The sequence below is a fragment of the Rickettsia endosymbiont of Urophora cardui genome (genome assembly GCF_964030725.1).
In the GTDB taxonomy this organism is placed as follows: domain Bacteria; phylum Pseudomonadota; class Alphaproteobacteria; order Rickettsiales; family Rickettsiaceae; genus Rickettsia.
The window spans coordinates 566,041-591,613 of record NZ_CAXIPY010000006.1 but is presented as its reverse complement, the minus strand read 5'-3'; the positions used below and the strand labels follow the sequence as shown (position 1 = coordinate 591,613).

The following is a 25,573-nucleotide window of genomic DNA, read 5'->3' as shown; positions in this document are numbered from 1 at the left end:
TCTTCCTTAGATTTTTCATATAACTTATCTTATAAAGAGGAATTTGCAGGAAACACGGAACGCAGCACCGCAGCGTACATAAACGTACGTGAGGATGCGAGTAACGGATTGACATACCAATTACCTTTAGAAGTAAGTTATTTAATTTGATTGATATTTTTACCTTTCAACAAATCACTAATTACTACATTAATCTTTGTATTTAAAGATTTTTTTGTTTTAGATTTAAAATCTTTAACAGCATTATTAATTAAAGCACGATCTCGTGTATCTATTGCGTGCTTTATGTTATTTAATAAACTACTGATTATATGCTTTTCGTTTTCTGATAGCAAATCTACTAATTCTTTAATAGCATGTTCTATATTAAAAATCAAAGATTCAGCTTCAATAACTGTTTCTTGTAATAATCTTGCAGCATGATCTAGTTTAGCATTGTTATAAGCATTTTCTAAAACCTTATCAACTTCACTTGTATCAATCCCGTAATCTGGCTTCACTTCTATGATATGTGAGGTATTACTTATTTTTTCGTAAGCAGAAACAGATAATATACCATCAGCATCAATAGAAAAAGTAATTTCCGCTCTAATACTTCCTGCTTTCATGGGAGGAAGCCCCTTTAGCTCAAACCTAGCCAAAGTACGGCAATCTGCTACCATTTCACGTTCACCTTGTAGTATATGAAATTGTATGCCGGTTTGATTATCAGCATAAGTTGTGAATTCTTTTACCACAGAAATAGGGATCGGAGTATTTCGCATGATAATTTTTTCAACGATGCCGCCATACAATTCCATACCTAAAGATAAAGGTACTACATCAATCAATAATGAATCGATGTTCGGTGTTGTTAGATTCTCTGCTTGCAGTGCAGCCCCGTATACAATAGCTTTATCAGGATCAATATCTGAAAGAATATTTACTTTAAAAGCTTTATATAATTCATCCTTAATTAACGGAATACGAGTTACACCACCTACTAAAATAATGCCATCTATGTTCGGATTTCCTGCTATTTCCAAACATTCTTTGGCTATATTGATTGTACGAACTATTATAGGGGTAATTAACTGTTCAAATGTTTGTTTATCAAGCGATATATTATTGAACTCAAAATTATCTTGGTTCGATAATGTTTCTTTTGCCTTTTTAGCAAGCCGTAGAGTATCTAAATTATCAGGTAAACTAAATTTATTACAAAAATAATCAGCAATGATTTTATCTATATCATCGCCGCCAAGCATATTATCACCATTTGTTGCTATAACTTGAAAAATACCCTCTGTAATATTTAAAATTGATACGTCAAAAGTACCACCACCTAAATCATATACAAGATAACAACCTGTTTGGTTTTTATTTAATCCGTAAGCATAAGCAGCTGCAGTAGGCTCTGCAATCAGCCTTAGAACTTCTAAGCCTGCAAGCCTTGCTGCAAGCATCACCTGCCCTCTTGCCGCATCATTAAAATGAGCTGGAACAGTAATAACAGCTTGAGTTACTTCAGTTGTAAGCTCTTTTTCTGCCTGTTGTTTTAGATATATAAAAACTTCTGCTGCAATTTCAGCAATCCGCATTTGCTTATTGGCAAAATTTAATTTAAGTTCCTGATTATTTACCTCTATATAATCTTTAATTAAAGAAAAAAGAGCAGGAGTATTTAGAATTTCATTTAATGTTTTGCCGAATAACCTTTTAATTGAACGTACACCTTTATTACTACCTACTATAATATTGTTATTCGTAAATTCTATAGTAGTTGGGATTAATTCTTTATTATCTTCAGTTTGTATAATTTTAACTTTTCTACCAGCTGAAATAGCTATTAGCGAGTTAGTAGTGCCAAAATCTATACCTACAGCTATTTTAGCTTCTTGTTTAGATTCTGCTTGCCCTGGTTCTCTAATTTCTATTATTTGCATAATTTCATTTTTTCCTGAAGCTTACTCAGCAATGTATGAATATATTTAAGTTTACTAGTTTTGATAGTCGCATCTGATAAATCTTGCTTTTTGAAAGACTTAGCTAAAAAATTTACTTCTGCTTGCTCCATTAATTCATATTTACTTTTTATTTCTTCTAAACTTTTATATGAGCTAGTATTTTCTATCAGCTCCATTTCATCCCAGAATATACTTAACTCAAGAGCAGAAAGCTTACTGCGTACTTTCTCATCATTTAAGTTTACACCATATAAAAGCAGCATATATTCAGCACGCTTTAAACTATCTTTAAGCGTAGAATAAGCTCTATTTAGGTTTGATGCTATAATAAGATTTTGCTCTTTTTCTTGCAAATTTTTGGCTTTATCAGGATGATATTTTATCTGCATAGCAAAATATTGCTTTTCTAATATCTTCAAATCAATATTATAAATTTGCTCTAACCCTAGCAATTCAAAATAATTTTGCACTTTATTTGTAACTCATAAACTGCTTTATCATATATTAGAAATATAAAAAATACAATTATGGAAATAGATATATTACATTTTGAAAAAAAATACCCAAACTTTATTCTAGCTGGCATAGATGAAGCTGGCAGAGGACCATTAGCCGGACCAGTAGTAGCTGCCGCTGTAATAGTGGATCAAAACAATATTATAGCTGGTATTAAGGATTCTAAAAAACTTTCTAAAAAGAAGAGAGAGTTATTATATGAACAGATAACTGCTAGTTACAATTGGGCAACCGGTATTATCTCACATACTGAGATTGATAAGATTAATATATTAGAAGCAACAAAAAAAGCTTGTATTCTTGCTGCGGAAAACCTTAGTACTAAGCCAGAAATAGTTTTAGTTGATGGTAACATGCAATTCAGCGATAAAAGATTTATCAGCATCATAGACGGTGATAATTTATCACTATCAATTGCTGCGGCTTCTATTATAGCAAAAGTTACTAGAGACCGATTAATGCTAGAATTAAGTAATGAATTCCCGCAATATTTATGGCACAAAAATTCAGGCTATGGCACAAAAGAGCATGCTCAGGCTATAAAAGAATATGGCTTATCCCCTTATCATCGCCTAAGTTTTACTAAAGCCTTATATAAATAAAAAGTTTATTTATATTATTGATATTAAACTTTAAGTTTAAATAAATATAGACATCATATACAAATTAGGATAAAATACGCCGCAAAAAACGGTAAATTCCAGTATTAATTAAGCCAGATTTATATTTTCTTCCCATACCTCATTGGGTGTTTTATAACCGAGCACTTTTCTTGGTAAATTATTTAAAAAATCCTCAATTTCTTGTAATTGCTTTATTGTTAATTTTTTTATATCTAAAGATTTAGAGTATACTCTGTGCACCATTGAGTTAATCTTCTCTATCAATGGTTTTGGCCATGGAGAATAAGGATTGCAAAAATATACTTTTCGTTCAGATTTTGGCAATAGTTGTTCATGATTGGTAAATTCTTTGCCATTATCTAACGTTATGCTTTTGATTATATGCGACAATTGTTTAAGTTTTTTATTCATGTTACCAATCACATCTTGTGTTCTTTTTGAACGGTTTAAAGTGAGAAACACTTTTTGTGTTCTGATATCCACAAGAGCGCCTATATTACGACTTTGATTACCTTTGTTAAAAGTTAAATCACCTTCTAAATGACCTATTGCTGCTATCTTTCTATTTATCTCTGGTCTTTCAGTAATGGAAACTCGATTTGGTATTGTAATTCTTTTGTTTCTGATTCTTGTACCATGATGCAACCTATTTTTCCTTTTTCTTGCTAAAGATAAATATAATTTTTGCCTTTGTGCTATAGGAGATGTATAAATAAACTGGTATATACTCTCTGTAGAAATATTGACAGTATCTCGTGATAGTTTACGTCTACCTGAAATTATATCTGGTGAAATACCCTGTGTTAACTGCTTTATTATTTCTGCTCGTAAATTATTATCAATATCTAATTTTCTTTTTCTCTTACCTTGCCTTAAACTGCAAGCAAGTGTGTTAGCCCTATCTGGTCTATAATTATGCCTCATTCTCTTGAGTTCATAACATATAGTGCTTTTATCACGGCCAATCTTTGTCCCTATATATCGCGAGCTATAGCTAACACGGAAATGTTTCTACCATAGATTAGGAAAAACTTAGGCATTGATCAATAATTTTATGTAAACAGTTTTTAAAGTTAGTCCAGCAATGTTTAATAGGATTTAGATCTGGTGAATATGTGAGTAAATACAAAAACTATGGTAAAAACCTTTTCGCGTTAGCTATATAACCACTCTTATTCATTTCGTATATTTTAAATCTTTCATCTATCGTTAAATGAGCCATGATATATCTATATTTAAATGATGCTCCTCGCAGCAGAGCTACGAGGTATCTAAAAAAGTTTTAGTTGTTTCTTATGATATCACGAAGCAGAGCTTCGGGGAATTAAACCCTGAGAGATTAAAAATTGATTATATCTGGCTTAATTAATTATAGAACTTTCCATCTAATTTCATAACGATCTTCTATGTGCTCACAAATTTTACACAAATAATCATCTAGTTCTTGATTGAATATTACTCTTCTATACTTTGCCGGCGTTACTAAATGATATATTAGTACTGTGACATTATGACTCTTATGTATATAACTGCTTTCTTCCATTCAAGTAGTATATCACGAAGCAGAGCTTCGGGGAATTAAACCCTGAGAGATTAATTGAATCAGTATTTAATATACTAAAAAATAGAATGAACCTAGAGCATACAAGGCATAGATCTCCTGTTAATTTCTTGGTGCATATTCTAGCTTGTGTTACTTCTTATGCTATCACTAAATCTCGTATAAAACTTGATGCTTTAGCTCCAGAACCACTTCTCTTATCCTAAATTGGCGTTTATAACGTGATTAAAATTTGCTAAAAATTGCTCCCATAATTGAATCATGCTTTAGTTTTTTGACCACAAAATCTAGTAGTTGGAAAGTTCTATAATTAATTAAGCCAGATATAATCAATTTTTAATCTCTCAGGGTTTAATTCCCCGAAGCTCTGCTTCGTGATATCATAAGAAACAACTAAAACTTTTTTAGATACCTCGTAGCTCTGCTGCGAGGAGCATCATTTAAATATAGATATATCATGGCTCATTTAACGATAGATGAAAGATTTAAAATATACGAAATGAATAAGAGTGGTTATAGCTCGCGATATATAGGGACAAAGATTGGCCGTGATAAAAGCACTATATGTTATGAACTCAAGAGAATGAGGCATAATTATAGACCAGATAGGGCTAACACACTTGCTTGCAGTTTAAGGCAAGGTAAGAGAAAAAGAAAATTAGATATTGATAATAATTTACGAGCAGAAATAATAAAGCAGTTAACACAGGGTATTTCACCAGATATAATTTCAGGTAGACGTAAACTATCACGAGATACTGTCAATATTTCTACAGAGAGTATATACCAGTTTATTTATACATCTCCTATAGCACAAAGGCAAAAATTATATTTATCTTTAGCAAGAAAAAGGAAAAATAGGTTGCATCATGGTACAAGAATCAGAAACAAAAGAATTACAATACCAAATCGAGTTTCCATTACTGAAAGACCAGAGATAAATAGAAAGATAGCAGCAATAGGTCATTTAGAAGGTGATTTAACTTTTAACAAAGGTAATCAAAGTCGTAATATAGGCGCTCTTGTGGATATCAGAACACAAAAAGTGTTTCTCACTTTAAACCGTTCAAAAAGAACACAAGATGTGATTGGTAACATGAATAAAAAACTTAAACAATTGTCGCATATAATCAAAAGCATAACGTTAGATAATGGCAAAGAATTTACCAATCATGAACAACTATTGCCAAAATCTGAACGAAAAGTATATTTTTGCAATCCTTATTCTCCATGGCAAAAACCATTGATAGAGAAGATTAACTCAATGGTGCACAGAGTATACTCTAAATCTTTAGATATAAAAAAATTAACAATAAAGCAATTACAAGAAATTGAGGATTTTTTAAATAATTTACCAAGAAAAGTGCTCGGTTATAAAACACCCAATGAGGTATGGGAAGAAAATATAAATCTGGCTTAATTAATACTGGAATTTACCCATTCTGACTTAGTACTGTTTTTAAATCTACTCCGCCTTCTATCAGCAAATCTATTGCTTCATTTATTTTTTTATTCTTCTCTATTTGCATTTCTGTTACCTATATTTTTAATTACTTCTAATATAGGCTCAACAAAAATTTACACAATCATTGCAAAAGACTCGCTTCAAGAGATAAATCGTATTTTCCTAAATCACTTAAGACTACCCCTTTACTATTATATAAATCTGAATCATTTGGATTTATTTCTATACCTTTATTAAATAATTTAAGAGCTAAGTCAAGTTTACCTGCTTGATAAAATTCGACACCTTTATTATAGTATTCTATATAATCGGCTTTATTTATTGTTTCAGCTTTGCCTGTTACCGGCAATATAAACGACAAAGCAGAAAATAAAAACCTAAAATATTTTTTCATATTATCTTACTTTCATATGCTGATAAAAATCAGAATTATCTTCCCATAGTTCACGCACTTTGACGAATAAAAACAAATGTACGGGGAAGCCGAAAAATTGTTGCATTTGCATGCGGGATTTCGCCCCTAGCTCTTTGATTTTTGAACCGTTTTTACCGAGTATTATAGTTTTGTAGCTGTCTCTTGATACCACTATAACCTGATTGATCTTCACAGATTTATCTTTAAGCTCTTCCCATTTTTCGGTTTGCACAGTTAGCCTATAAGGCAATTCCTGCTGTAAACCTAAAAATAACTGTTCTCTCGTAATTTCTGCGGCGATAAAACGCATCGGCAAATCGGTTATGTCGTCCTCTTCATAAAGCCAAGGAGCGATTTTTGCTTTACTCGTTATATATTCAAATAGCTTATCAACCTTCTCACCCGATATAGCAGAAATAGGAAAAAGTAAGCTGTCAGGATATTGCTCTGTTAAGAAAGCTTTAATGTCATTTAGATATTTTGACTCAATATCTATCTTGTTTAATAAAATTACTGGGACAATATTAAGTGAGCAAAGCTTATTTAAAATATCATGCGTTATGCTATCTAATGGCTTTAAGCTATCAATAATTAACATGACAATATCGGCACTATGCAGGCTAGACCAAGCACATCTAACCATTGCCTTTTCTAAAGTCCCTTTCGGCTCAAATATCCCTGGCGTATCGTATAAGATCACTTGCGTATCTTTTAGGGTAATAATGCCGGTAATGATCGACCTAGTTGTTTGGACTTTGGGGGTAACTATTGACAGCTTTTCACCAATTATTCTATTTAGCAAAGTGGACTTGCCGCTATTAGGTCTGCCGATAATACAAACTGAGACTGTTTTTTGCTTAATCATTTTTAAGCCTATGCAATAAACTTCTTGCGGCGTTTTTTTCAGCTTCTTTTATAGAGTGTCCTTTACCTGTTTGCTCGTAGCCATTTATTTTTACTGATACTGTAAAGGTTGACAAGTGAGCTACACCCTCTCTTTTAATTAGGCGGTATATAGGGATATGATGATCTTTGCTTTGTGCCCATTCTTGTAAGGCGGTTTTAGGGTCATAATCTGTTAAATCTTTGACTTTTATAAATTCTGCCCATAATTTCCCTATAATATTATGAATTGTAGTAATCTCACTATCGAGATATATAGCTGCGATTAAAGCTTCCGTAACATTTTCAATATTATTAGGATTATCACGCCCGCCGGCTATTTCTTCGCCATGAGTCATAATAATATAATCTTTTAAACCAAGCTTAGCTCCTACGACGCAAATTGTTTCTTTACAAACTAAGTATGATCTAATTTTAGCTAAGTTTCCCTCGTTATATTCTTTAAAATTATTAAATAAAATTTCTGTGATAATTAAATTTAATACCGCATCTCCTAGAAACTCTAGCCGCTCATAATCTTTATTAGCCTTATATTCATGATGTTGCCTTAAAGACGGATGACTTAAAGCTTCTGTTAAAAGCTCCTTATTTTTAAAACTATGACCAAGTAATTTTTCTAACTCCTTAAATGACTCCATCAATCCTCTATGCTGTATAGATTTCTAAATATCCTATTAAACCTGATAGACTCTACCCAAGGCTTTAACTTTAATATCAGGTTAACAACACCTATATCACTATCCCACCATGTTATTTTTGTTGAAAACCAAATAAATTGTGCTTTAGCAATAAAATTCTCAAACGGCACAAAACCTAAATCTATCCTACTATCATTTGACTGATCTCTATTATCCCCTAAAAAGAAATATTCCCCTTCCGGTACATAAAAAGCGTCTGTATTACCATATTTATCATTAGACATCATTCCTAAAACAGGAGCGAGCTTATAAGAACAATATGTTTTGCCATTTGGCAATGTTTCTTTAAATTTTAAATATTTTCTTCCCTCTTCACTAACATAAATTCCTGACTCTACACGCTCTATTTTTTCATCGTTAATATATATTATATCATCGATTAATTGTACTTTATCCCCAGGGAGCCCTATCAAACGCTTTATGTATCTAGTATTCATCTCATGAGGAGGACGAAAAATTATGATATCGCCACGCTCTGGCGTGCGAGCAAATATTCGCCCCTTAAATAAATGAATAAAGTCAAAAAAAGATAAAGAATAATTACTATATCCATAACTATATTTTGTACCGACAATCCGATCATTTTCAAGTATAGTATCTTTCATTGATCCAGTTGGAACAACAAAAGATTCTATTATTAATATTCTAATCATTAGTGCAACAACTACTACTAAAATAAAAGATTTCCATTCTTGAGCAGTTGTTTTAGTGTGATTTGATTCGGTATTTGTTTGCATAAAGTTTTTTTTAGTTATTTGTTATCTTATTGCGTGAGCCAAAAAGCGTCATTGCGAGGAGATGCAACGCATCGACGCAGCAATCTCATGAGGCAAAGGCGATACTCCTGAGATTGCGTACGTACAAAACTTACAGTTTTTCCTCGCAATGACGATCAAGCCACAGCATAACATTTTATTGATACACTAGTATACGAAGATCAACTTGGAAAAGAGCAAGGAGTCTCGGAATTTTTGACCGCAGCGTATATATTAGTACGTGAGGATCAAAAATGAGAAACGACGTAGCCAATTTTTCAAGTTCATCGAGTATACATTCGCTCTTCAATCTCGCTTCTAAAATGTTTTATCAGCCCCTGAATTGGCCAAGCTGCAGCATCACCGAGTGCACAAATAGTATGCCCCTCTATTTCCTTTGTAACTTCAAGAAGTTGATCTATTTCGGATTTTTTGGCATCACCTTTAACGAGCCTCATCATAACACGCCACATCCATCCTGTACCCTCACGGCACGGCGTACACTGACCGCAAGACTCATGCATATAGAACTTACTAAGACGTGCTACTGCATAAATAATATCAGTCGATTTATCCATAACAATAATCCCGCCAGTACCTAAACTAGAGCCTGCTGCCTTTAAGCTATCAAAGTCCATATCAGCAGTTTCGCATAAGGATTTAGGAAGCAAAGGGACGGAAGAGCCGCCCGGTATTATGGCTTTGAGGTTATCCCAACCGCCACGAACACCACCTGCATGTTTTTCGATTATTTCTTTTAAAGGAATCCCCATTGCCTCTTCAACATTACAAGGCTTATTAACATGACCTGATATACAAAAAATCTTAGTACCGGTATTATTTGGCTTACCGATAGATGCAAACCAGCTAGCTCCTCGCCTTAAAATAGTTGGCACTACCGCAACAGATTCAACATTATTTATAGTGGTTGGACAGCCATACAATCCGAAGCCTGCCGGAAAAGGCGGCTTTAGCCTCGGCATACCTTTTTTACCCTCTAAGCTTTCAAGCAGAGCTGTTTCTTCGCCGCAAATATAAGCTCCAGCTCCACGATGCAAATAAATATCACAATTAAAGCCTGAACCGCAAGCATTTTTTCCTATCAAACCATCTTTATATGCTTCATCTAGGGCACACTGAATATTGGAAGCTTCGTTGTAAAACTCCCCTCTAATATAGATATAACAGCTATTTGCTCCTATGGCAAAACTGGCAAGCAAACACCCTTCTATTAACTTATGTGGTTCATATCTTAATATATCCCGATCTTTGCAAGTGCCGGGTTCAGATTCATCAGCATTAACTACTAGATAAGATGGCTTTTTTGATTCTTTAGGCATAAACGACCATTTAGTGCCGGTAGAAAATCCTGCACCACCTCGCCCTCTAAGTCCTGATTTCTTAACTTCTTCAATAATCCACTCTTTGCCTTTATTAAGCCAAGCTTTAGTATTATCCCAATCACCACGCTTCTTGCTAGATTTCAAATCATGGCTCTGCTCACCATGTAAATTAGTAAAAATTCTATCTTCTTTTTTCAGCATAAATTACTCTTGTTTTGTCATTGCGAGGAGTGGCAAAGACTTACTAATGTCACCCCGTGATTTATTCACGGGGTCCAGTTAAAAAATACTAATGTTATTAGTATTTTTTATTGTTTTTCTGGATACCGTGGTCAAGCCACGGTATGACAGTGGTGGAACTCCTCGCAATGACAATTTTTATATTTTCTTCTCAAATTTTCTATTGGCAAATATCGTAAGTATCGGAGCGGAAATAAAAATAGACGAATAAGTCCCTGCTATTATTCCAAAAAATACAAGTACGCTAAAACTACGAATCGCTTCACCACCAAAAAGAACAAGTGCCAAATTAGCAAGTAGAGTAGTCACTACTGTTAAAATTGTTCTAGATAGAGTTTCATTAATACTTAAATTTATGATTTCTGTGATGCCTTTTTTATGATATTTACGTAAATTTTCCCTGATCCTATCATATATCACTACCGAATCATTAACAGAATATCCTATGATAGTTAACACTGCCGCAATGGTGCTTAAGTTAAAATCAAGTTTTGTTATACTCATAAATCCAAGTGCTAATATAACGTCATGCACTAAAGCAATAAGTATACCAAGCCCGAAATACCATTCAAAACGCACCCAAATATAAACCATAATCGCCGCAAACGAAAATAGCATTGCCATAGTCCCTGCCTCAATTAACTGCCTACCAACCTGCGGACCAACAAAATCCACCTTACGATACTCAAAATTATAAGGAAAATTATTTTGAAGCGTCGATTTAATTAGCTCAATATTTTTCATTAAATTATCTTCGCTACTACTACCAAATCTAATTGATAAGTCATGCTCACTACCAAAGTTTTGCAGCACTACTTCACCAATTCCAAGCTCACCTAAAACTTGACGCATTTTTGGTAAATCTGGCGTTTGGTCAAGCCTTACTTCTATAACTATACCTCCGGCAAAATCAATACCGCAATTAAATTTGTACATACCAATCCAAATAAAGCTAATGAGTGATAAAATAATTGAGAAAGTGTAGCTCACTTTTTTAAAATTCATAAAATCAAAATCGATTTTATTAGGCAAAAGCCTCAAAGGATAAATTTGCATTATTAATATTTTATTGAATAAGAATGATATTTGTATTATATAGTAAGTTCAAAAAGGTTAAATAATTTTTTATGTCTGAAGTAGTAGTAAAAGAACAATTAGAGCAATATTTAAGCAAAATAGAAAGGTTAGAGCAAGAAAAAGCTGATCTATCTGAAGAAATTAAGGATATTTTTCAAGATGCTTCTTCGCACGGATTTGATGTTAAAGCGATGAAAACTGTTTTAAAGCTAAAAAAACTTGATAAAGATAAGCTAGCTGAGCAGGACGCTATGCTTGAGTTATATAGAGATACTTTAGGAATATAAGCATACTCGTCTACTAATTTTTCGAGTCTTTTGCAATGATTGTGTAAATTTTTGTTGAGCCTATATTAGAAGTAATTAAAAATATAGGTAACAGAAATGCAAATAGAGAAGAATAAAAAAATAAATGAAGCAATAGATTTGCTGATAAAAGGCGGAGTAGATTTAAAAACAGTACTAAGTCAGAATGGCTTTGTTGCATAAATAAGCTTTTGAATATACTGCCCCTAACCCCGCAATGCTAGCCTAGCCAACAGGCACAGAGATAGGTTTACCAATTTCAAACATTTTGAGTCTTTTGCAATGATTGTGTAAATTTTTGTTGAGCCTATATTAGAAGTAATTAAAAATATAGGTAACAGAAATGCAAATAGAGAAGAATAAAAAAATAAATGAAGCAATAGATTTGCTGATAGAAGGCGGAGTAGATTTAAAAACAGTACTAAGTCAGAATGGATTAATTAAGGAAAATGATGCTCCTCGCAGCAGAGCTACGAGGTATCTAAAAAAGTTTTAGTTGTTTCTTATGATATCACGAAGCAGAGCTTCGGGGAATTAAACCCTGAGAGATTAAAATCTCGTTTAAATACCGAACAAGGAGAAAAACTTATGACTAGTCTTGCTCACCACTGGGAACAACAAGGTGTAGAAAAAGGTATACAACAAGGCATGCAGCTCGGTAAAGCTGAGGGCAGATATGAAGTAGCTAAAAATATGCTTTCCAATAATTATTCTATTGCTGAGGTATCTCGTATTACAGGACTTTCAATTGATGCAATCAATAAACTAAGATAATATAATCTTAATTAAAGTAGAGTAAAATAGATGTCAGATATAAGCAATATAAAACATGATATTAAGATAAATAATATACAACAATATCCAGAATTAAGAGAGGAACTCACGCAAATTGCAGGGAGTTGCTTAGAAGAATTACAAGCTATTAGGAAAGAATTAACTATGGCATATATAGTTAGTGGTACAATAGTAGTAGAAGAAAATGGACATTATGAAGTTAAAGATGAACGAGGAATAAGGCAAGATGGTAAGCAAACTCAAGATTTAGATCGAAAACAGCGTAAGGAGGAGCAAAACTTAAAAGACTTAATTTTACTATGTAATATTAAACATGATATCTCTGATCATACTGCAATAAATGATAAAACAGAAAATAAGGATAATAAAAAGGGTATAAAAAATAATTTTCTTAGGAAGATGTTTAAATTATTAGAAAAGATAGTAAAGGCACTACCCTTTTATAAGGATAAAAATAAATCACACACTGTTGAACAATCTGACGAACAGTTAGATCCTGTAGAATCAATACAACAGGGTATTAAAATACTGAAAGAATATAAGCAAGTATTAAAGCTAAGAACTGATAAGTTATCAGAATTAGAAACATTGCAATCTCACATACAGAATTACAAGAGCAGAATAGTACAAGATCCCCAAAAATATAATAAGGATAATTACATATCTAAATTGCAAGAAAAGACAATGATGCATAACAAAAATAGTATTGGACGTGGAATATAAATATATAATTTAATCTCTCAGGGTTTAATTCCCCGAAGCTCTGCTTCGTGATATACTACTTGAATGGAAGAAAGCAGTTATATACATAAGAGTCATAATGTCACAGTACTAATATATCATTTAGTAACGCCGGCAAAGTATAGAAGAGTAATATTCAATCAAGAACTAGATGATTATTTGTGTAAAATTTGTGAGCACATAGAAGATCGTTATGAAATTAGATTTTTAGAAATAGGAGTAGATAAAGATCACGTACATTTTTTATTACAGTCAATACCAATGTATAGCCCAACAAAAATAACTCAAATCATAAAAAGTATTACTTCTAAGAAAATGTTTGAGAAATATCCAAATCTTAAAGAAAAATTATGGGGAAGTGAGTTTTGGAGTAAAGGATATTTTATGAGCACAGTAGGTAAACATGGTGATGAGCAGAAATTACGTAATTATGTACAGAATCAAGGTTCAGGCAAACCTTCTTATAAAGCATTTCAACAAAAACAGTTAAAGCTTTTTGGATAGATACCTCGTAGCTCTGCTGCGAGGAGCATCATTAGAAAAAGCGGGTTGTACTCTTATTTATCTACCGGTCTATTCTCCAGATTTAAATTCTATTGAACACTGTTGGGCTAATTTTAAAAATTACTTGAGAAAAATTATTAAAAACTTTAAAGATTTTCGCGATGCAATAACGGCAGCAATGGTAAAAACCTTCCCGTGTTAGCTATAGGCATTACATCAAACATAGCGTAAGTTTTGTATAATTTAAAAAACTATAAATAATCGTGGCAAGCCACGGGGAATTTAACCCAACAGGGATTAATTTACTTATGAAGCATTTAAAGATCATTTTAGCGTTTATTATATTTACCTGCTCGCCTATTATATTTGCAGAAGAGTTAGATTCTATTACAACTACTGAAGATATTGAGAATGATATATTTAACCTTATTAACAATGATCCGCCAATTTTAAATTCTAATCAAGCCATTAGTGATAGTACAGAATTCAAAAATTGTGATAATTGTGAGATTACTGCCTTAAATAAAACTACTGCTAAATCTGAAAAACTCACGTTTAAAGTTGGTGAAGAACAATATTTCGGTAATATAAAAATCAAAATACATAAATGTGTTAAAAATCTTGATCCGTATAACGAAGATAATTATATATTGATGACTATAACGGAATATATAATGGACGAAGACCCTAAATTACTTTTTCAAGGGTGGATGACCTCCGGCAGCATTTCACTTTCTACATTCGAACACCCTATTTATGAAATCTTTGCTAAAGAATGTTTTTAAGTTAACATGATAAACTATTTTTTTATATTCTTAGTCCCTAGCCTCGGCATGGTTGCCGGCTTATCAGTTGCAGCTACTGTAACGGTGTTTTTACTCATATCATTACTACAAAATATTGCCGCATGGATACCTAATCGTCATTGCGAGGAGCAAAGCGACGTGGCAATCTCATTAAACATCCTGAGATTGCTTCGTCAATTACTTTGTAATTTCCTCGCAATGACGATAAAAACAGAACTACTATTCGCTGGTTGGTGCTTGATATCTTGTTTATTTGCGACCAAACCTATCAATAGCCTAATTAATTTTATTCAAGTTTTTACAATCTTATTTCTTGGCTTTGTTGTCAGTAATTTCAAGCCATTTCAAAATCGTCCTCAGCTTAAAAAAGCTTTAATATTTGGCACTCTTACAGCAATTTTACTATTCTTTGTTGAATATTTCTCTCATGGTTTCTTAACTAGAATATTTAAAGCAAATTTTAACCTTTATATGCTAGATCGTGGTTGTGCTTTATTGTCAATTACTACCTGGATAGTCGTGGCTATTTTAACTCATGATAAAAAATATTGCTCTGCTCTAATATTATATATCTTAGTGCTTTATTTATTAAGTATTTCTGATAGTTTAGCAAGTTTTCTAGGATTTAGCTTAGGCGGGATAGTATTTATTTTAGCAAGGTTCATAAAACCGATATTTTCTAAATTGATAATATTCGGTCTAATAACCGGCTCGTTATTATTTCCGATCATAGCCGGACAAATTAATCCTAAGGAGTTATCAGATAAATATTTATCTACCCATCCATCAGCGGCTCATCGTTTATTTATCTGGCATTTCGTTGCAAATAAAATTGCTGAAAAACCTCTTATGATCAACGGCCTTAATTCTTCTAAATATACCCAAGTTAAAGACAGTGAAATGATTGATTATAAAGATGAAAAATGGCATCCACTACCGCTTCATCCACATAATAACATATTACAAATTACCTTAGAACTAGGATTAATAGGATTAGCTTTATTCTTAAGCTTGGTTTACAAATATCTCAAACAAATCGGTAATATAGGAAATAATAATTTTAGAGCAAGCTCTTATGCATGTTTCATAAATTATTACATTATCGGCATGATTTCATATAATGTTTGGCAAATATGGTGGATAGCAAGTAGCATTTGGGTATTTATTTTAATGAAGTTATTAGTCAAACCCGATATTGTCATTGATAAATAATGTTATTTGGGGTAAATATAGAATATAGTGTCATTGCGAGAAGATGCGTAGCATCGACGTGGCAATCTCATAAAACATCCTGAGATTGCTTCGTCAAAACTTGCAGTTTTTCCTCGCAATGACGATAAAACAATAAAAAATATATGCTACAGAATTCAGAACTTTTACAAGAATATCTACCAATCGCTATATTTTTTGGTATTGCCACATTAGTATCTAGCTTAATAATGATTCTACCGAATCTATTAGCTACTAAAAAATATAATAAAGATAAATTAGAGCCTTACGAATGCGGGTTTGAGCCTTTTGACGATGCTAGATCAAAGTTTGACATACGATTTTATTTAGTTGCTATTTTATTTATTATCTTTGACCTTGAAATTACATTTTTAGTCCCATGGGCTATTAGCCTTGGAACAATAGGCAAAATAGGCTTCTTTTCAATGATGTTCTTCTTATTCGTACTCACTGTAGGCTTTGTGTATGAATGGAAGAAAGGAGCCCTAGACTGGGAGTGAGAAATACGGGATGTCATCCTGCGGCTTAATTTTCGTCATTGCGAGGAGCGTAGCGACGTGGCAATCTCAGGAATATTATATTATAGCTTATTTCACTAAGGTCCTTACATGGTGGTAATGTTTAATCTCTCAGGGTTTAATTCCCCGAAGCTCTGCTTCGTGATATACTACTTGAATGGAAGAAAGCAGTTATATACATAAGAGTCATAATGTCACAGTACTAATATATCATTTAGTAACGCCGGCAGAGTATAGAAGAGTAATATTCAATCAAGAACTAGATGATTATTTGTGTAAAATTTGTGAGCACATAGAAGATCGTTATGAAATTAGATTTTTAGAAATAGGAGTAGATAAAGATCACGTACATTTTTTATTACAGTCAATACCAATGTATAGCCCAACAAAAATAACTCAAATCATAAAAAGTATTACTTCTAAGAAAATGTTTGAGAAATATCCAAATCTTAAAGAAAAATTATGGGGAAGTGAGTTTTGGAGTAAAGGATATTTTATGAGCACAGTAGGTAAACATGGTGATGAGCAGAAATTACGTAATTATGTACAGAATCAAGGTTCAGGCAAACCTTCTTATAAAGCATTTCAACAAAAACAGTTAAAGCTTTTTGGATAGATACCTCGTAGCTCTGCTGCGAGGAGCATCATTATGTCATATAATAAGGCATCCCACAAGTTTAGTGTCAGTATCTTAATGGATTAAGCTATACTTCACGAGATTGCTTCGTCGAAACTTGCAGTTTCTTCTCGCAATGACGCTCTCGATTTACGCAACTATATTTAACTTTATGTAAGAATAAAAATGCATAATAATTTTTATCAAGAAGACGAATTGCTAAATAATGAGCTTTCAAATCGAGGGTTCTTATTAACCAAAGTCGATGATGTCATCGGCTGGGCGAGAAGCAATTCATTATGGCCTATGACTTTTGGGCTTGCTTGTTGTGCGGTTGAGATGATGCAGGCAGCGGCAAGTAGGTATGATATGGATCGCTTTGGCATGCTGTTTAGACCAAGCCCAAGACAATCCGATCTTATGATAGTTGCAGGGACACTTACCAACAAAATGGCACCGGCATTACGCAAAGTATACGACCAGATGGCTGAACCTAAATGGGTGCTTTCAATGGGCAGCTGTGCTAATGGCGGGGGATATTATCACTTCTCTTATTCAGTAGTACGAGGTTGTGACCGCATTGTACCGGTTGACGTATATGTCCCTGGATGTCCTCCTACAGCTGAAGCTTTAATTTACGGACTTATGCAATTACAAAAGAAAATCAAACGCACTACAGGTTTTAAATATGACGCTCGAAAAAATCATTGAGAAGCTTGCCGCTAAATCAAGTATATTGATAAGCCCCATCACGGTTAAGGATAACCTAGCGTATAAAGTTGAGCCGAATTTTTTACTACCTTTCTTAAAAGCTTTAAAAGAATCAGAAGAGCTACGTTTTACTGTACTAACCGACCTATTTGGTGCTGATTTTCCTACAAGATGTCATTCCCGCGAAAGCGGGAATCCAGAAAAGACAACCTCAATAAATAAGAGGTTTGAAGTAGTATACAATTTATTGAGCTTAAAACTAAATAAGCGTCTTATCATTAAAACTTACGTATCCGAACATGAAAGCATACCATCAGCAATGAGTATATTTAACGCCGCTTGTTGGTATGAGCGTGAAGTTTATGATATGTTCGGCATAAATTTTGATGGTAATGATGATAAAAGGCGAATACTCACCGATTATGAGTTTGAGGGGCATCCTTTACGTAAAGACTTTCCGTTAACCGGCTATACACAAGTTAAATATGATGAGCAGACGAAAAAAGTAGCATACGAACCGGTCAATGTAGACATAGAATATCGGGAGTTTGATTTCAGTTCACCTTGGCACAGCCCTACTTATATATTACCAGGGGATGAGAAGGCTAATGATGCTCCTCGCAGCAGAGCTACGAGGTATCTAAAAAAGTTTTAGTTGTTTCTTATGATATCACGAAGCAGAGCTTCGGGGAATTAAACCCTGAGAGATTAATAAAAGAGGAGTCGACACTTGGTCAGTTAGCTTCAAAATATGCAATAAGTGTTAAAACAATTCAAAATTGGAAAAAACAGTTTTTAGGTAATGCGGCATTAGCTTTTGAACCAGCTAAAGTTTTGAGTGAATATCAAGAACAAATAAATCATTTACAAGAGCAAAATGATGAACTTGCTAAAGCTCTTGGTAGAATCACAGTTGAGAGGGACTGGGCCGTGGGAAAGCTCAAAAGCTTGGATTTATCAAATAAAAAGAGTCTTGTACACTCCAAGCTAAATCAACTCTCAAAATCAAGACAGTGTGAACTATTAAAGATTAGTCGATCTACAGCCTACTATAAATCCAAGGAGATGAGTATAAATAAATTAAGTATTTTAAATAGAATAGATGAAATATATACAGATAATCCTGAATTTGGTTATCGCTATATTCATCAACAGTTACTAGAAGATGGTTTTATTGTCGGTAAAGATCGAGTACTGAAATATATGAGGATGATGGGTATAGAAGCTATTTACCCACATAAGAAAAAATCTACTTCTCGAAACGATAGTGAGCATAAGATCTATAGCTACTTACTTGATCAATATTGGACTAAATCTGGCTCAACAAAGCAAGTGTATGTGCCTAATGTGAATGAGGTTTGGAGTGGTTTACTTACATTAGAACTAATGGTGGCTTTATGTATATGGCAGCTATTATAGATTGGCATAGCAAGGCCATATTGAGCTATAAACTGTCAAATTCTATGGATGCATCTCTTGTAACTGATGTTTGAAACAAGCTCTCAGTAAGTATAACGCTCCACAGATATTTAATAGTGATCAAGGTAGCCAATATACCAGTTATGACCACATAAATATTCTCAAGGAGCATGATATCCAAATTTCAATGAATGGCAAAGGTAGAAGTATTGATAATATAGTAATAGAAAGGTTTTTTAGAACTTTAAAATATAATTGTATCTTTATTAATGATTTTAACAATGTTAAAGAGTTAAAAGAGGGGATTGATCATTATCTGAATAAATATAATTATCACAGATTTCATTCAAGTATTGGTTATAAAAAGCCTATGAATGTATATCTGAATTATATGCAAAATTATCAGCAAATTGCTGCCTGATAATCGAAAAATTAGGAAAACATACTACTCATTTTTTTGTCTTGATTTTTCAGTGGTAAATTCCAGTATTAATTAAGCCAGATTTATATTTTCTTCCCATACCTCATTGGGTGTTTTATAACCGAGCACTTTTCTTGGTAAATTATTTAAAAAATCCTCAATTTCTTGTAATTGCTTTATTGTTAATTTTTTTATATCTAAAGATTTAGAGTATACTCTGTGCACCATTGAGTTAATCTTCTCTATCAATGGTTTTTGCCATGGAGAATAAGGATTGCAAAAATATACTTTTCGTTCAGATTTTGGCAATAGTTGTTCATGATTGGTAAATTCTTTGCCATTATCTAACGTTATGCTTTTGATTATATGCGACAATTGTTTAAGTTTTTTATTCATGTTACCAATCACATCTTGTGTTCTTTTTGAACGGTTTAAAGTGAGAAACACTTTTTGTGTTCTGATATCCACAAGAGCGCCTATATTACGACTTTGATTACCTTTGTTAAAAGTTAAATCACCTTCTAAATGACCTATTGCTGCTATCTTTCTATTTATCTCTGGTCTTTCAGTAATGGAAACTCGATTTGGTATTGTAATTCTTTTGTTTCTGATTCTTGTACCATGATGCAACCTATTTTTCCTTTTTCTTGCTAAAGATAAATATAATTTTTGCCTTTGTGCTATAGGAGATGTATAAATAAACTGGTATATACTCTCTGTAGAAATATTGACAGTATCTCGTGATAGTTTACGTCTACCTGAAATTATATCTGGTGAAATACCCTGTGTTAACTGCTTTATTATTTCTGCTCGTAAATTATTATCAATATCTAATTTTCTTTTTCTCTTACCTTGCCTTAAACTGCAAGCAAGTGTGTTAGCCCTATCTGGTCTATAATTATGCCTCATTCTCTTGAGTTCATAACATATAGTGCTTTTATCACGGCCAATCTTTGTCCCTATATAGTCCATCCGCCAAAACTCTAAAAGCCTTATAGGCAATAGGGTTTTAAGGCAAAAATGCATAGTAAAATCCATAAGAAAATGAAAGGTTTTATATCAAAAGCTTATGGAAATACAAAAAAATGACAATAAAAAAATGAATGCATTTTGGGAAATAGTGTGGTTTTTAATACAAAAATTTAAAATCAGCCCTCAAAATTAGAGTAATTTGCTCTAAAATCGCACTATTTTTGGAAATTAGTGACACAAGTGATATTTTTTAGAGTTTTGGCGGAGGGACTATATAGCTAACACGGAAATGTTTCTACCACAGATTAGGAAAAACTTAGGCATTGATCAATAATTTTACGTAAACAGTTTTTAAAGTTAGTCCAGCAATGTTTAATAGGATTTAGATCTGGTGAATATGTGAGTAAATACAAAAACTATGGTAAAAACCTTTCCGCGTTAGCTATATATCGCGAGCTATAACCACTCTTATTCATTTCGTATATTTTAAATCTTTCATCTATCGTTAAATGATGCTCCTCGCAGCAGAGCTACGAGGTATCTAAAAAAGTTTTAGTTGTTTCTTATGATATCACGAAGCAGAGCTTCGGGGAATTAAACCCTGAGAGATTAAAAATTGATTATATCTGGCTTAATTAATTATAGAACTTTCCAGTCCACTATCAATTTACAGAAAGATGGCAAGAATTGCTTGGTTATTACAATGTTGCACCATCGCGAAATAATCCAGGCGTCAGTCATGAAAATGGTTCTGTTGAAAAAAGTCATGATACATTTAAGCAAGCAGTGAATCAACATCTGCTATTACGTGGATCACGTAATTTTGTTGATTTAAAAGCTTATGAATTATTCCTTACACAAATTAAAGAAAAGCGAAATAGCTGTAGAAAAGAAAAATTAGCTGAAGAATTAGTTCATTTAAAAGAGTTACCAATCAGGAAATGGAATGCACCTACAATATTATCAGTACGTGTTAATCCAAGCAGTACAGTTAGTATTTGGAAAGTTCTATAATTAACTAAACAACCCTCAGCTATAAGCTGAGGGGTTATAAAGTGGAATCGATTAGAAATCGATCATCATTCACAGGTTCACCTTCCTGTTCATCAATATAGTGCTGTATCATTTCATCAGTTATATTACCTGAACTGACTGCCATATAGCCCCTAGCCCACAAATGATTGCCCCAAAATTGTTTTCGTAAATGAGTAAATTCTTGCAATAAAATTCTTGAGCTAATGCCTTTTAAATACTGTACTAACTTGCTAAGAGATATTTGCGGCTTATATGAGATAAACATATGTACGTGATCACATGATATTTTCCCTGAAATTATATGTACTTCATGTTCCATGCAAATCTGCCTCAGTAAATCTCTAGTCCTTTCCGATACTTTGCCTATCAATATTCTCTTCCTATATTTTGGTATCCATATAAGATGCACTTTTAAATCATACTGACTATGACTATTCTTTCTATAACTTCTCATATTTCTTGATATAAATTCATTGCTAAAGCAATTTCATTATATCTTCCCTTCGCCTAAAGGCGAGGGATTTTTGATCCCCGAAGGGGGACATTAAGCCAGATATAATCAATTTTTAATCTCTCAGGGTTTAATTCCCCGAAGCTCTGCTTCGTGATATCATAAGAAACAACTAAAACTTTTTTAGATACCTCGTAGCTCTGCTGCGAGGAGCATCATTTAAATATAGATATATCATGGCTCATTTAACGATAGATGAAAGATTTAAAATATACGAAATGAATAAGAGTGGTTATAGCTCGCGATATATAGGGACAAAGATTGGCCGTGATAAAAGCACTATATGTTATGAACTCAAGAGAATGAGGCATAATTATAGACCAGATAGGGCTAACACACTTGCTTGCAGTTTAAGGCAAGGTAAGAGAAAAAGAAAATTAGATATTGATAATAATTTACGAGCAGAAATAATAAAGCAGTTAACACAGGGTATTTCACCAGATATAATTTCAGGTAGACGTAAACTATCACGAGATACTGTCAATATTTCTACAGAGAGTATATACCAGTTTATTTATACATCTCCTATAGCACAAAGGCAAAAATTATATTTATCTTTAGCAAGAAAAAGGAAAAATAGGTTGCATCATGGTACAAGAATCAGAAACAAAAGAATTACAATACCAAATCGAGTTTCCATTACTGAAAGACCAGAGATAAATAGAAAGATAGCAGCAATAGGTCATTTAGAAGGTGATTTAACTTTTAACAAAGGTAATCAAAGTCGTAATATAGGCGCTCTTGTGGATATCAGAACACAAAAAGTGTTTCTCACTTTAAACCGTTCAAAAAGAACACAAGATGTGATTGGTAACATGAATAAAAAACTTAAACAATTGTCGCATATAATCAAAAGCATAACGTTAGATAATGGCAAAGAATTTACCAATCATGAACAACTATTGCCAAAATCTGAACGAAAAGTATATTTTTGCAATCCTTATTCTCCATGGCAAAAACCATTGATAGAGAAGATTAACTCAATGGTGCACAGAGTATACTCTAAATCTTTAGATATAAAAAAATTAACAATAAAGCAATTACAAGAAATTGAGGATTTTTTAAATAATTTACCAAGAAAAGTGCTCGGTTATAAAACACCCAATGAGGTATGGGAAGAAAATATAAATCTGGCTTAATTAATACTGGAATTTACCCTTTCGAGATCGAACATACAAGACATAGATCAATTTGGAATGCCTTTGTACATATCGTATAGCTAACACGGAAATGTTTCTACCACAGATTAGGAAAAACTTAGGCATTGATCAATAATTTTACGTAAACAGTTTTTAAAGTTAGTCCAGCAATGTTTAATAGAATTTAGATCTGGTGAATATGTGAGTAAATACAAAAACTATGGTAAAAACCTTTCCGCGTTAGCTATATCCGCCCTAATTGCATACTGTATGAAACCTAACAAACCTGCTATATCTCAAAATTAGCTAATCCAGAATTCAGGTTAATAAAAAATGTACGTGATCTTTATCTACTCCTATTTCTAAAAATCTAATTTCATAACGATCTTCTATGTGCTCACAAATTTTACACAAATAATCATCTAGTTCTTGATTGAATATTACTCTTCTATACTTTGCCGGCGTTACTAAATGATATATTAGTACTGTGACATTATGACTCTTATGTATATAACTGCTTTCTTCCATTCAAGTAGTATATCACGAAGCAGAGCTTCGGGGAATTAAACCCTGAGAGATTAATTCTAAAACCACATCTTGATTATAGCTGAAGTTTTGACAAAAAGATAACCAAACTTATAAAGTATGATATAAATACGCTCAAATACAAAATGGTTTTTAGTGTGTATGATTATGCAAGAAATGTTGCAAGAAATAAAAAATTTTCCCCTATAATCAAGATGTGGTTTTAGAATTAATACTATCACTAGTAACTAATGATAGCGTTAAAGCAAGATCTGTTGTTGAATTAACAACTAATAAATATTTTCAGCGTAGTTGGTCAAGTGTATACAGAGCTATAGAGAATTTTTACTGTGCTCGTGATGAATCATTAAATATAAGAGATGAGCAACGTTTTAAGACTCGAGAAGATATAGAAAAATACTTAATAAGTAAACTGATTAATGAGGGTAAAAACTTACTGCAAATAGATACTACAGTGAGTAGCAAGAAAGATTCCAAGAAAGCAATTGATCGTACATATATTAGACAGAATGCTAATAACCGACCAGTTGCGGGTTATGAATATAGTGTAGTTTGCATCGGTGCTCAGCCTAAATGGTCTGTACCAATATCTATAAATAGAGTAAAATCAGATGAGAATAAGTATAGCAAAGGTAGCAAACAAATAATGAAAATTGTTAAGCAAATACCACAAAAGGCTCTAAATATAACAGTAGGTGATGCAGGTTATAGCGCTCTATCTTTTATTCACCCGCTGCACAATGAAGCAAATACGGTAACAATAACCCGCCAAAGAATTAATCGCAGTATTTACAAAATATATATAGAGGAGCAAAAAACAAGAGGTCGTAAAAGATCTTATGGAGCTAAGATTTCTTGTAGTAGTTCTGATAATTTACTGATTCCAGATACAGCAGAAACTGTAGTAAAGGCTACAAAAAATGGTGACATATCAATTAGTATTTCACTATTTAAGAATTATCTAATCAAGGGTAAGAAACAGCATATCATGTCTGATAAACCGCTGAATTTTATTCAGGTTAAGGTGTTAGATGCATCAGGAAATAGGAAATATAACAGAGATTTATGGTTATGTGTTTCTGGCCAACAAAAAGATAAAATCAGTGGTAAAGAAGTATATGAATACTATAGACAAAGGTTTGATATTGAGCATTTTTTTAAATTTGGTAAGTCAAAATTATTGATGGATAAATTTCAAACGAATGATCCAAATAAAGATGAGGATTATATGTTATTCGTAATGCTAGCGTACAACATATTGTATCATGCACAATCTTCAGTTAAGGCAAGAAAAGTAAGGGCATGGGATAAAAAAATCAATAGCAATATGTTGTCTCCAAGTGAAGTTTATAGATCTATGCCACAAATTGCCCTTGAAGAAATATTAGAAAAGTCTGTATCCAGAGGGATACCAGATCATAGAAATATTAGAAATAATCATCAGGTCAAACCATTTGCACCAGTAATACGCAAAAGTAATAAACACGGTAAGTTGGAAATTACAATAAAATCAAGTTTTGATGGAAGTAACCAAATTACCAAAACCTCATTTAATAAAAAGCTAGAATTACCAAATAATATTAGTAAGTATAAACCAGCAATATTAGACAAAATTGCTACAGTTTTTGACACATTATGTACCCAAATAGAATAAATAAATTTTGTTATTACTAAAAAAGTATAAAAAAATTGGAATACATTTCTCCTTATGGAAAGGATTTTGTCAAAACTTCAGTTATAGGGAAAAATTTTTTATTTCTTG

The 25,573-nt window shown here is 32.7% G+C and carries 28 protein-coding genes and 7 pseudogenes; 22 read left to right on the top strand and 13 right to left on the bottom strand.

What is annotated here, in order from left to right:
* Positions 1–3: 3 nt before the first annotated feature.
* Positions 4–144 (top strand): annotated as a pseudogene (locus tag AAHI98_RS11070) (palindromic element RPE1 domain-containing protein); the annotation flags it as partial.
* Here the strand turns inward: AAHI98_RS11070 and hscA are convergent.
* A complete protein-coding gene (gene hscA, locus AAHI98_RS11065) occupies positions 138–1,925 on the bottom strand; it encodes a Fe-S protein assembly chaperone HscA (RefSeq protein WP_342225881.1) in 1,788 nt (595 codons plus the stop codon). The pseudogene AAHI98_RS11070 and the gene hscA sit on opposite strands and share 7 nt — an antisense overlap.
* Positions 1,916–2,416 carry a Fe-S protein assembly co-chaperone HscB gene (gene hscB, locus AAHI98_RS11060; RefSeq protein ID WP_342225880.1) on the bottom strand — a complete coding sequence of 167 codons (501 nt, stop codon included), beginning with the start codon at positions 2,414–2,416 and terminating at the stop codon, positions 1,916–1,918. The genes hscA and hscB overlap by 10 nt, the downstream gene beginning before the upstream one ends.
* A 57-nt stretch (positions 2,417–2,473) precedes the next feature.
* On the opposite strand from hscB, the gene AAHI98_RS11055 reads away from it, so the two are divergent.
* Complete coding sequence (locus tag AAHI98_RS11055) at positions 2,474–3,064, top strand: ribonuclease HII (protein WP_342225879.1); 591 nt, start codon at positions 2,474–2,476, stop codon at positions 3,062–3,064.
* A gap of 108 nt (positions 3,065–3,172) precedes the next feature.
* Here the strand turns inward: AAHI98_RS11055 and AAHI98_RS11050 are convergent.
* Together AAHI98_RS11050 and AAHI98_RS11045 are read right to left on the bottom strand one after the other, a co-directional pair.
* Positions 3,173–4,078 (bottom strand): annotated as a pseudogene (locus tag AAHI98_RS11050) (IS30 family transposase); the annotation flags it as partial.
* 388 nt (positions 4,079–4,466) lie between these two features.
* A pseudogene (locus AAHI98_RS11045) lies at positions 4,467–4,628 on the bottom strand (transposase); the annotation flags it as partial.
* Between the two features lie 35 nt (positions 4,629–4,663).
* On the opposite strand from AAHI98_RS11045, the pseudogene AAHI98_RS18690 reads away from it, so the two are divergent.
* Positions 4,664–4,852, top strand: a pseudogene (locus AAHI98_RS18690) (IS982 family transposase); the annotation flags it as partial.
* 251 nt (positions 4,853–5,103) lie between these two features.
* Positions 5,104–6,066 (top strand): IS30 family transposase, encoded by a 963-nt coding sequence (locus AAHI98_RS11040; protein ID WP_342224646.1) that lies wholly within the window; start codon positions 5,104–5,106, stop codon positions 6,064–6,066.
* 166 nt (positions 6,067–6,232) lie between these two features.
* Here the strand turns inward: AAHI98_RS11040 and AAHI98_RS11035 are convergent, their stop codons facing one another.
* The 6 genes from AAHI98_RS11035 to secF all read right to left on the bottom strand — a co-directional run bounded on the left by AAHI98_RS11035 (position 6,233) and on the right by secF (position 11,521).
* Positions 6,233–6,505 (bottom strand): tetratricopeptide repeat protein, encoded by a 273-nt coding sequence (locus tag AAHI98_RS11035; protein ID WP_342225878.1) that lies wholly within the window; start codon positions 6,503–6,505, stop codon positions 6,233–6,235.
* A gap of 1 nt (position 6,506) precedes the next feature.
* Positions 6,507–7,391, bottom strand: a complete 885-nt coding sequence (gene era / locus AAHI98_RS11030) for a GTPase Era (protein ID WP_342225877.1) — start codon at positions 7,389–7,391, stop codon at positions 6,507–6,509.
* Positions 7,384–8,067, bottom strand: a complete 684-nt coding sequence (rnc, locus tag AAHI98_RS11025; RefSeq protein WP_342225876.1) for a ribonuclease III — start codon at positions 8,065–8,067, stop codon at positions 7,384–7,386. The genes era and rnc overlap by 8 nt, the downstream gene beginning before the upstream one ends.
* On the bottom strand, positions 8,067–8,864 hold the full coding sequence (lepB, locus tag AAHI98_RS11020) for a signal peptidase I (RefSeq protein ID WP_342225875.1): 798 nt from the start codon (positions 8,862–8,864) through the stop codon (positions 8,067–8,069). The genes rnc and lepB overlap by 1 nt, the downstream gene beginning before the upstream one ends.
* Positions 8,865–9,166: 302 nt before the next feature.
* Positions 9,167–10,426 carry an NADH-quinone oxidoreductase subunit NuoF gene (nuoF, locus tag AAHI98_RS11015; RefSeq protein WP_342225874.1) on the bottom strand — a complete coding sequence of 420 codons (1,260 nt, stop codon included), beginning with the start codon at positions 10,424–10,426 and terminating at the stop codon, positions 9,167–9,169.
* Positions 10,427–10,603: 177 nt separating this feature from the next.
* Positions 10,604–11,521 (bottom strand): protein translocase subunit SecF, encoded by a 918-nt coding sequence (gene secF, locus AAHI98_RS11005; RefSeq protein WP_342225872.1) that lies wholly within the window; start codon positions 11,519–11,521, stop codon positions 10,604–10,606.
* A 71-nt stretch (positions 11,522–11,592) separates the two neighbouring features.
* Here secF and AAHI98_RS11000 point away from each other — a divergent pair, with 71 nt between their 5' ends.
* The 15 genes and pseudogenes from AAHI98_RS11000 (at position 11,593) to AAHI98_RS10935 (ending at position 19,608) form a co-directional block, all read left to right on the top strand.
* Entirely contained in the window at positions 11,593–11,829 is a 237-nt protein-coding gene (locus tag AAHI98_RS11000) for a DUF2312 domain-containing protein (protein ID WP_011477844.1), read from the top strand.
* Between the two features lie 361 nt (positions 11,830–12,190).
* Positions 12,191–12,343, top strand: a complete 153-nt coding sequence (locus AAHI98_RS10995; protein WP_342225871.1) for a hypothetical protein — start codon at positions 12,191–12,193, stop codon at positions 12,341–12,343.
* 92 nt (positions 12,344–12,435) lie between these two features.
* A complete protein-coding gene (locus AAHI98_RS10990) occupies positions 12,436–12,621 on the top strand; it encodes an RpnC/YadD family protein (RefSeq protein WP_342225870.1) in 186 nt (61 codons plus the stop codon).
* Positions 12,622–12,651: 30 nt separating this feature from the next.
* Complete coding sequence (locus tag AAHI98_RS10985) at positions 12,652–13,365, top strand: hypothetical protein (RefSeq protein ID WP_342225869.1); 714 nt, start codon at positions 12,652–12,654, stop codon at positions 13,363–13,365.
* A 63-nt stretch (positions 13,366–13,428) separates the two neighbouring features.
* Positions 13,429–13,887, top strand: coding sequence for an IS200/IS605 family transposase (gene tnpA, locus AAHI98_RS10980; RefSeq protein ID WP_342224823.1), 459 nt, complete (start codon positions 13,429–13,431; stop codon positions 13,885–13,887).
* Complete coding sequence (locus tag AAHI98_RS18190) at positions 13,880–14,089, top strand: transposase (protein ID WP_410526234.1); 210 nt, start codon at positions 13,880–13,882, stop codon at positions 14,087–14,089. Before tnpA (AAHI98_RS10980) ends, AAHI98_RS18190 begins: the two co-directional genes overlap by 8 nt.
* A 106-nt stretch (positions 14,090–14,195) precedes the next feature.
* A complete protein-coding gene (locus tag AAHI98_RS10975) occupies positions 14,196–14,672 on the top strand; it encodes a DUF2155 domain-containing protein (RefSeq protein ID WP_342225868.1) in 477 nt (158 codons plus the stop codon).
* 6 nt (positions 14,673–14,678) lie between these two features.
* A complete protein-coding gene (locus tag AAHI98_RS10970) occupies positions 14,679–15,905 on the top strand; it encodes an O-antigen ligase family protein (RefSeq protein WP_342225867.1) in 1,227 nt (408 codons plus the stop codon).
* A 143-nt stretch (positions 15,906–16,048) separates the two neighbouring features.
* Positions 16,049–16,423 (top strand): NADH-quinone oxidoreductase subunit A, encoded by a 375-nt coding sequence (locus tag AAHI98_RS10965; RefSeq protein ID WP_341788922.1) that lies wholly within the window; start codon positions 16,049–16,051, stop codon positions 16,421–16,423.
* 175 nt (positions 16,424–16,598) lie between these two features.
* Positions 16,599–17,057, top strand: a complete 459-nt coding sequence (gene tnpA, locus AAHI98_RS10960) for an IS200/IS605 family transposase (RefSeq protein ID WP_342225866.1) — start codon at positions 16,599–16,601, stop codon at positions 17,055–17,057.
* 186 nt (positions 17,058–17,243) lie between these two features.
* Positions 17,244–17,768 (top strand): NuoB/complex I 20 kDa subunit family protein, encoded by a 525-nt coding sequence (locus tag AAHI98_RS10955; RefSeq protein WP_012152061.1) that lies wholly within the window; start codon positions 17,244–17,246, stop codon positions 17,766–17,768.
* Positions 17,746–18,423 (top strand): NADH-quinone oxidoreductase subunit C, encoded by a 678-nt coding sequence (locus AAHI98_RS10950; RefSeq protein ID WP_342225865.1) that lies wholly within the window; start codon positions 17,746–17,748, stop codon positions 18,421–18,423. Before AAHI98_RS10955 ends, AAHI98_RS10950 begins: the two co-directional genes overlap by 23 nt.
* Positions 18,424–18,602: 179 nt before the next feature.
* Complete coding sequence (locus AAHI98_RS10945) at positions 18,603–19,187, top strand: IS3 family transposase (protein WP_342225864.1); 585 nt, start codon at positions 18,603–18,605, stop codon at positions 19,185–19,187.
* Positions 19,166–19,335: pseudogene (locus AAHI98_RS10940) on the top strand (DDE-type integrase/transposase/recombinase); the annotation flags it as partial. The gene AAHI98_RS10945 and the pseudogene AAHI98_RS10940, both read left to right, overlap by 22 nt.
* Before the next feature lie 3 nt (positions 19,336–19,338).
* Positions 19,339–19,608, top strand: coding sequence for an integrase core domain-containing protein (locus AAHI98_RS10935; protein WP_342226192.1), 270 nt, complete (start codon positions 19,339–19,341; stop codon positions 19,606–19,608).
* 72 nt (positions 19,609–19,680) lie between these two features.
* On the opposite strand, the pseudogene AAHI98_RS10930 reads toward AAHI98_RS10935, so the two are convergent.
* Positions 19,681–20,574 (bottom strand): annotated as a pseudogene (locus AAHI98_RS10930) (IS30 family transposase); the annotation flags it as partial.
* Between the two features lie 693 nt (positions 20,575–21,267).
* Here AAHI98_RS10930 and AAHI98_RS10925 point away from each other — a divergent pair.
* Positions 21,268–21,594: a hypothetical protein gene (locus tag AAHI98_RS10925; RefSeq protein WP_342225862.1), complete on the top strand. Its 327-nt coding sequence runs from the start codon at positions 21,268–21,270 to the stop codon at positions 21,592–21,594.
* Positions 21,595–21,628: 34 nt separating this feature from the next.
* Here AAHI98_RS10925 and tnpA (AAHI98_RS10920) read toward each other — a convergent pair whose 3' ends face one another.
* Complete coding sequence (tnpA, locus tag AAHI98_RS10920; RefSeq protein ID WP_095568239.1) at positions 21,629–22,069, bottom strand: IS200/IS605 family transposase; 441 nt, start codon at positions 22,067–22,069, stop codon at positions 21,629–21,631.
* Between the two features lie 233 nt (positions 22,070–22,302).
* On the opposite strand from tnpA (AAHI98_RS10920), the gene AAHI98_RS10915 reads away from it, so the two are divergent.
* Complete coding sequence (locus AAHI98_RS10915) at positions 22,303–23,265, top strand: IS30 family transposase (protein WP_342224646.1); 963 nt, start codon at positions 22,303–22,305, stop codon at positions 23,263–23,265.
* Positions 23,266–23,589: 324 nt separating this feature from the next.
* Here AAHI98_RS10915 and AAHI98_RS10910 read toward each other — a convergent pair.
* Positions 23,590–23,793: pseudogene (locus AAHI98_RS10910) on the bottom strand (transposase); the annotation flags it as partial.
* 214 nt (positions 23,794–24,007) lie between these two features.
* On the opposite strand from AAHI98_RS10910, the gene AAHI98_RS10905 reads away from it, so the two are divergent.
* Complete coding sequence (locus AAHI98_RS10905; protein WP_342225861.1) at positions 24,008–25,465, top strand: transposase; 1,458 nt, start codon at positions 24,008–24,010, stop codon at positions 25,463–25,465.
* Positions 25,466–25,573 lie beyond the last annotated feature (108 nt).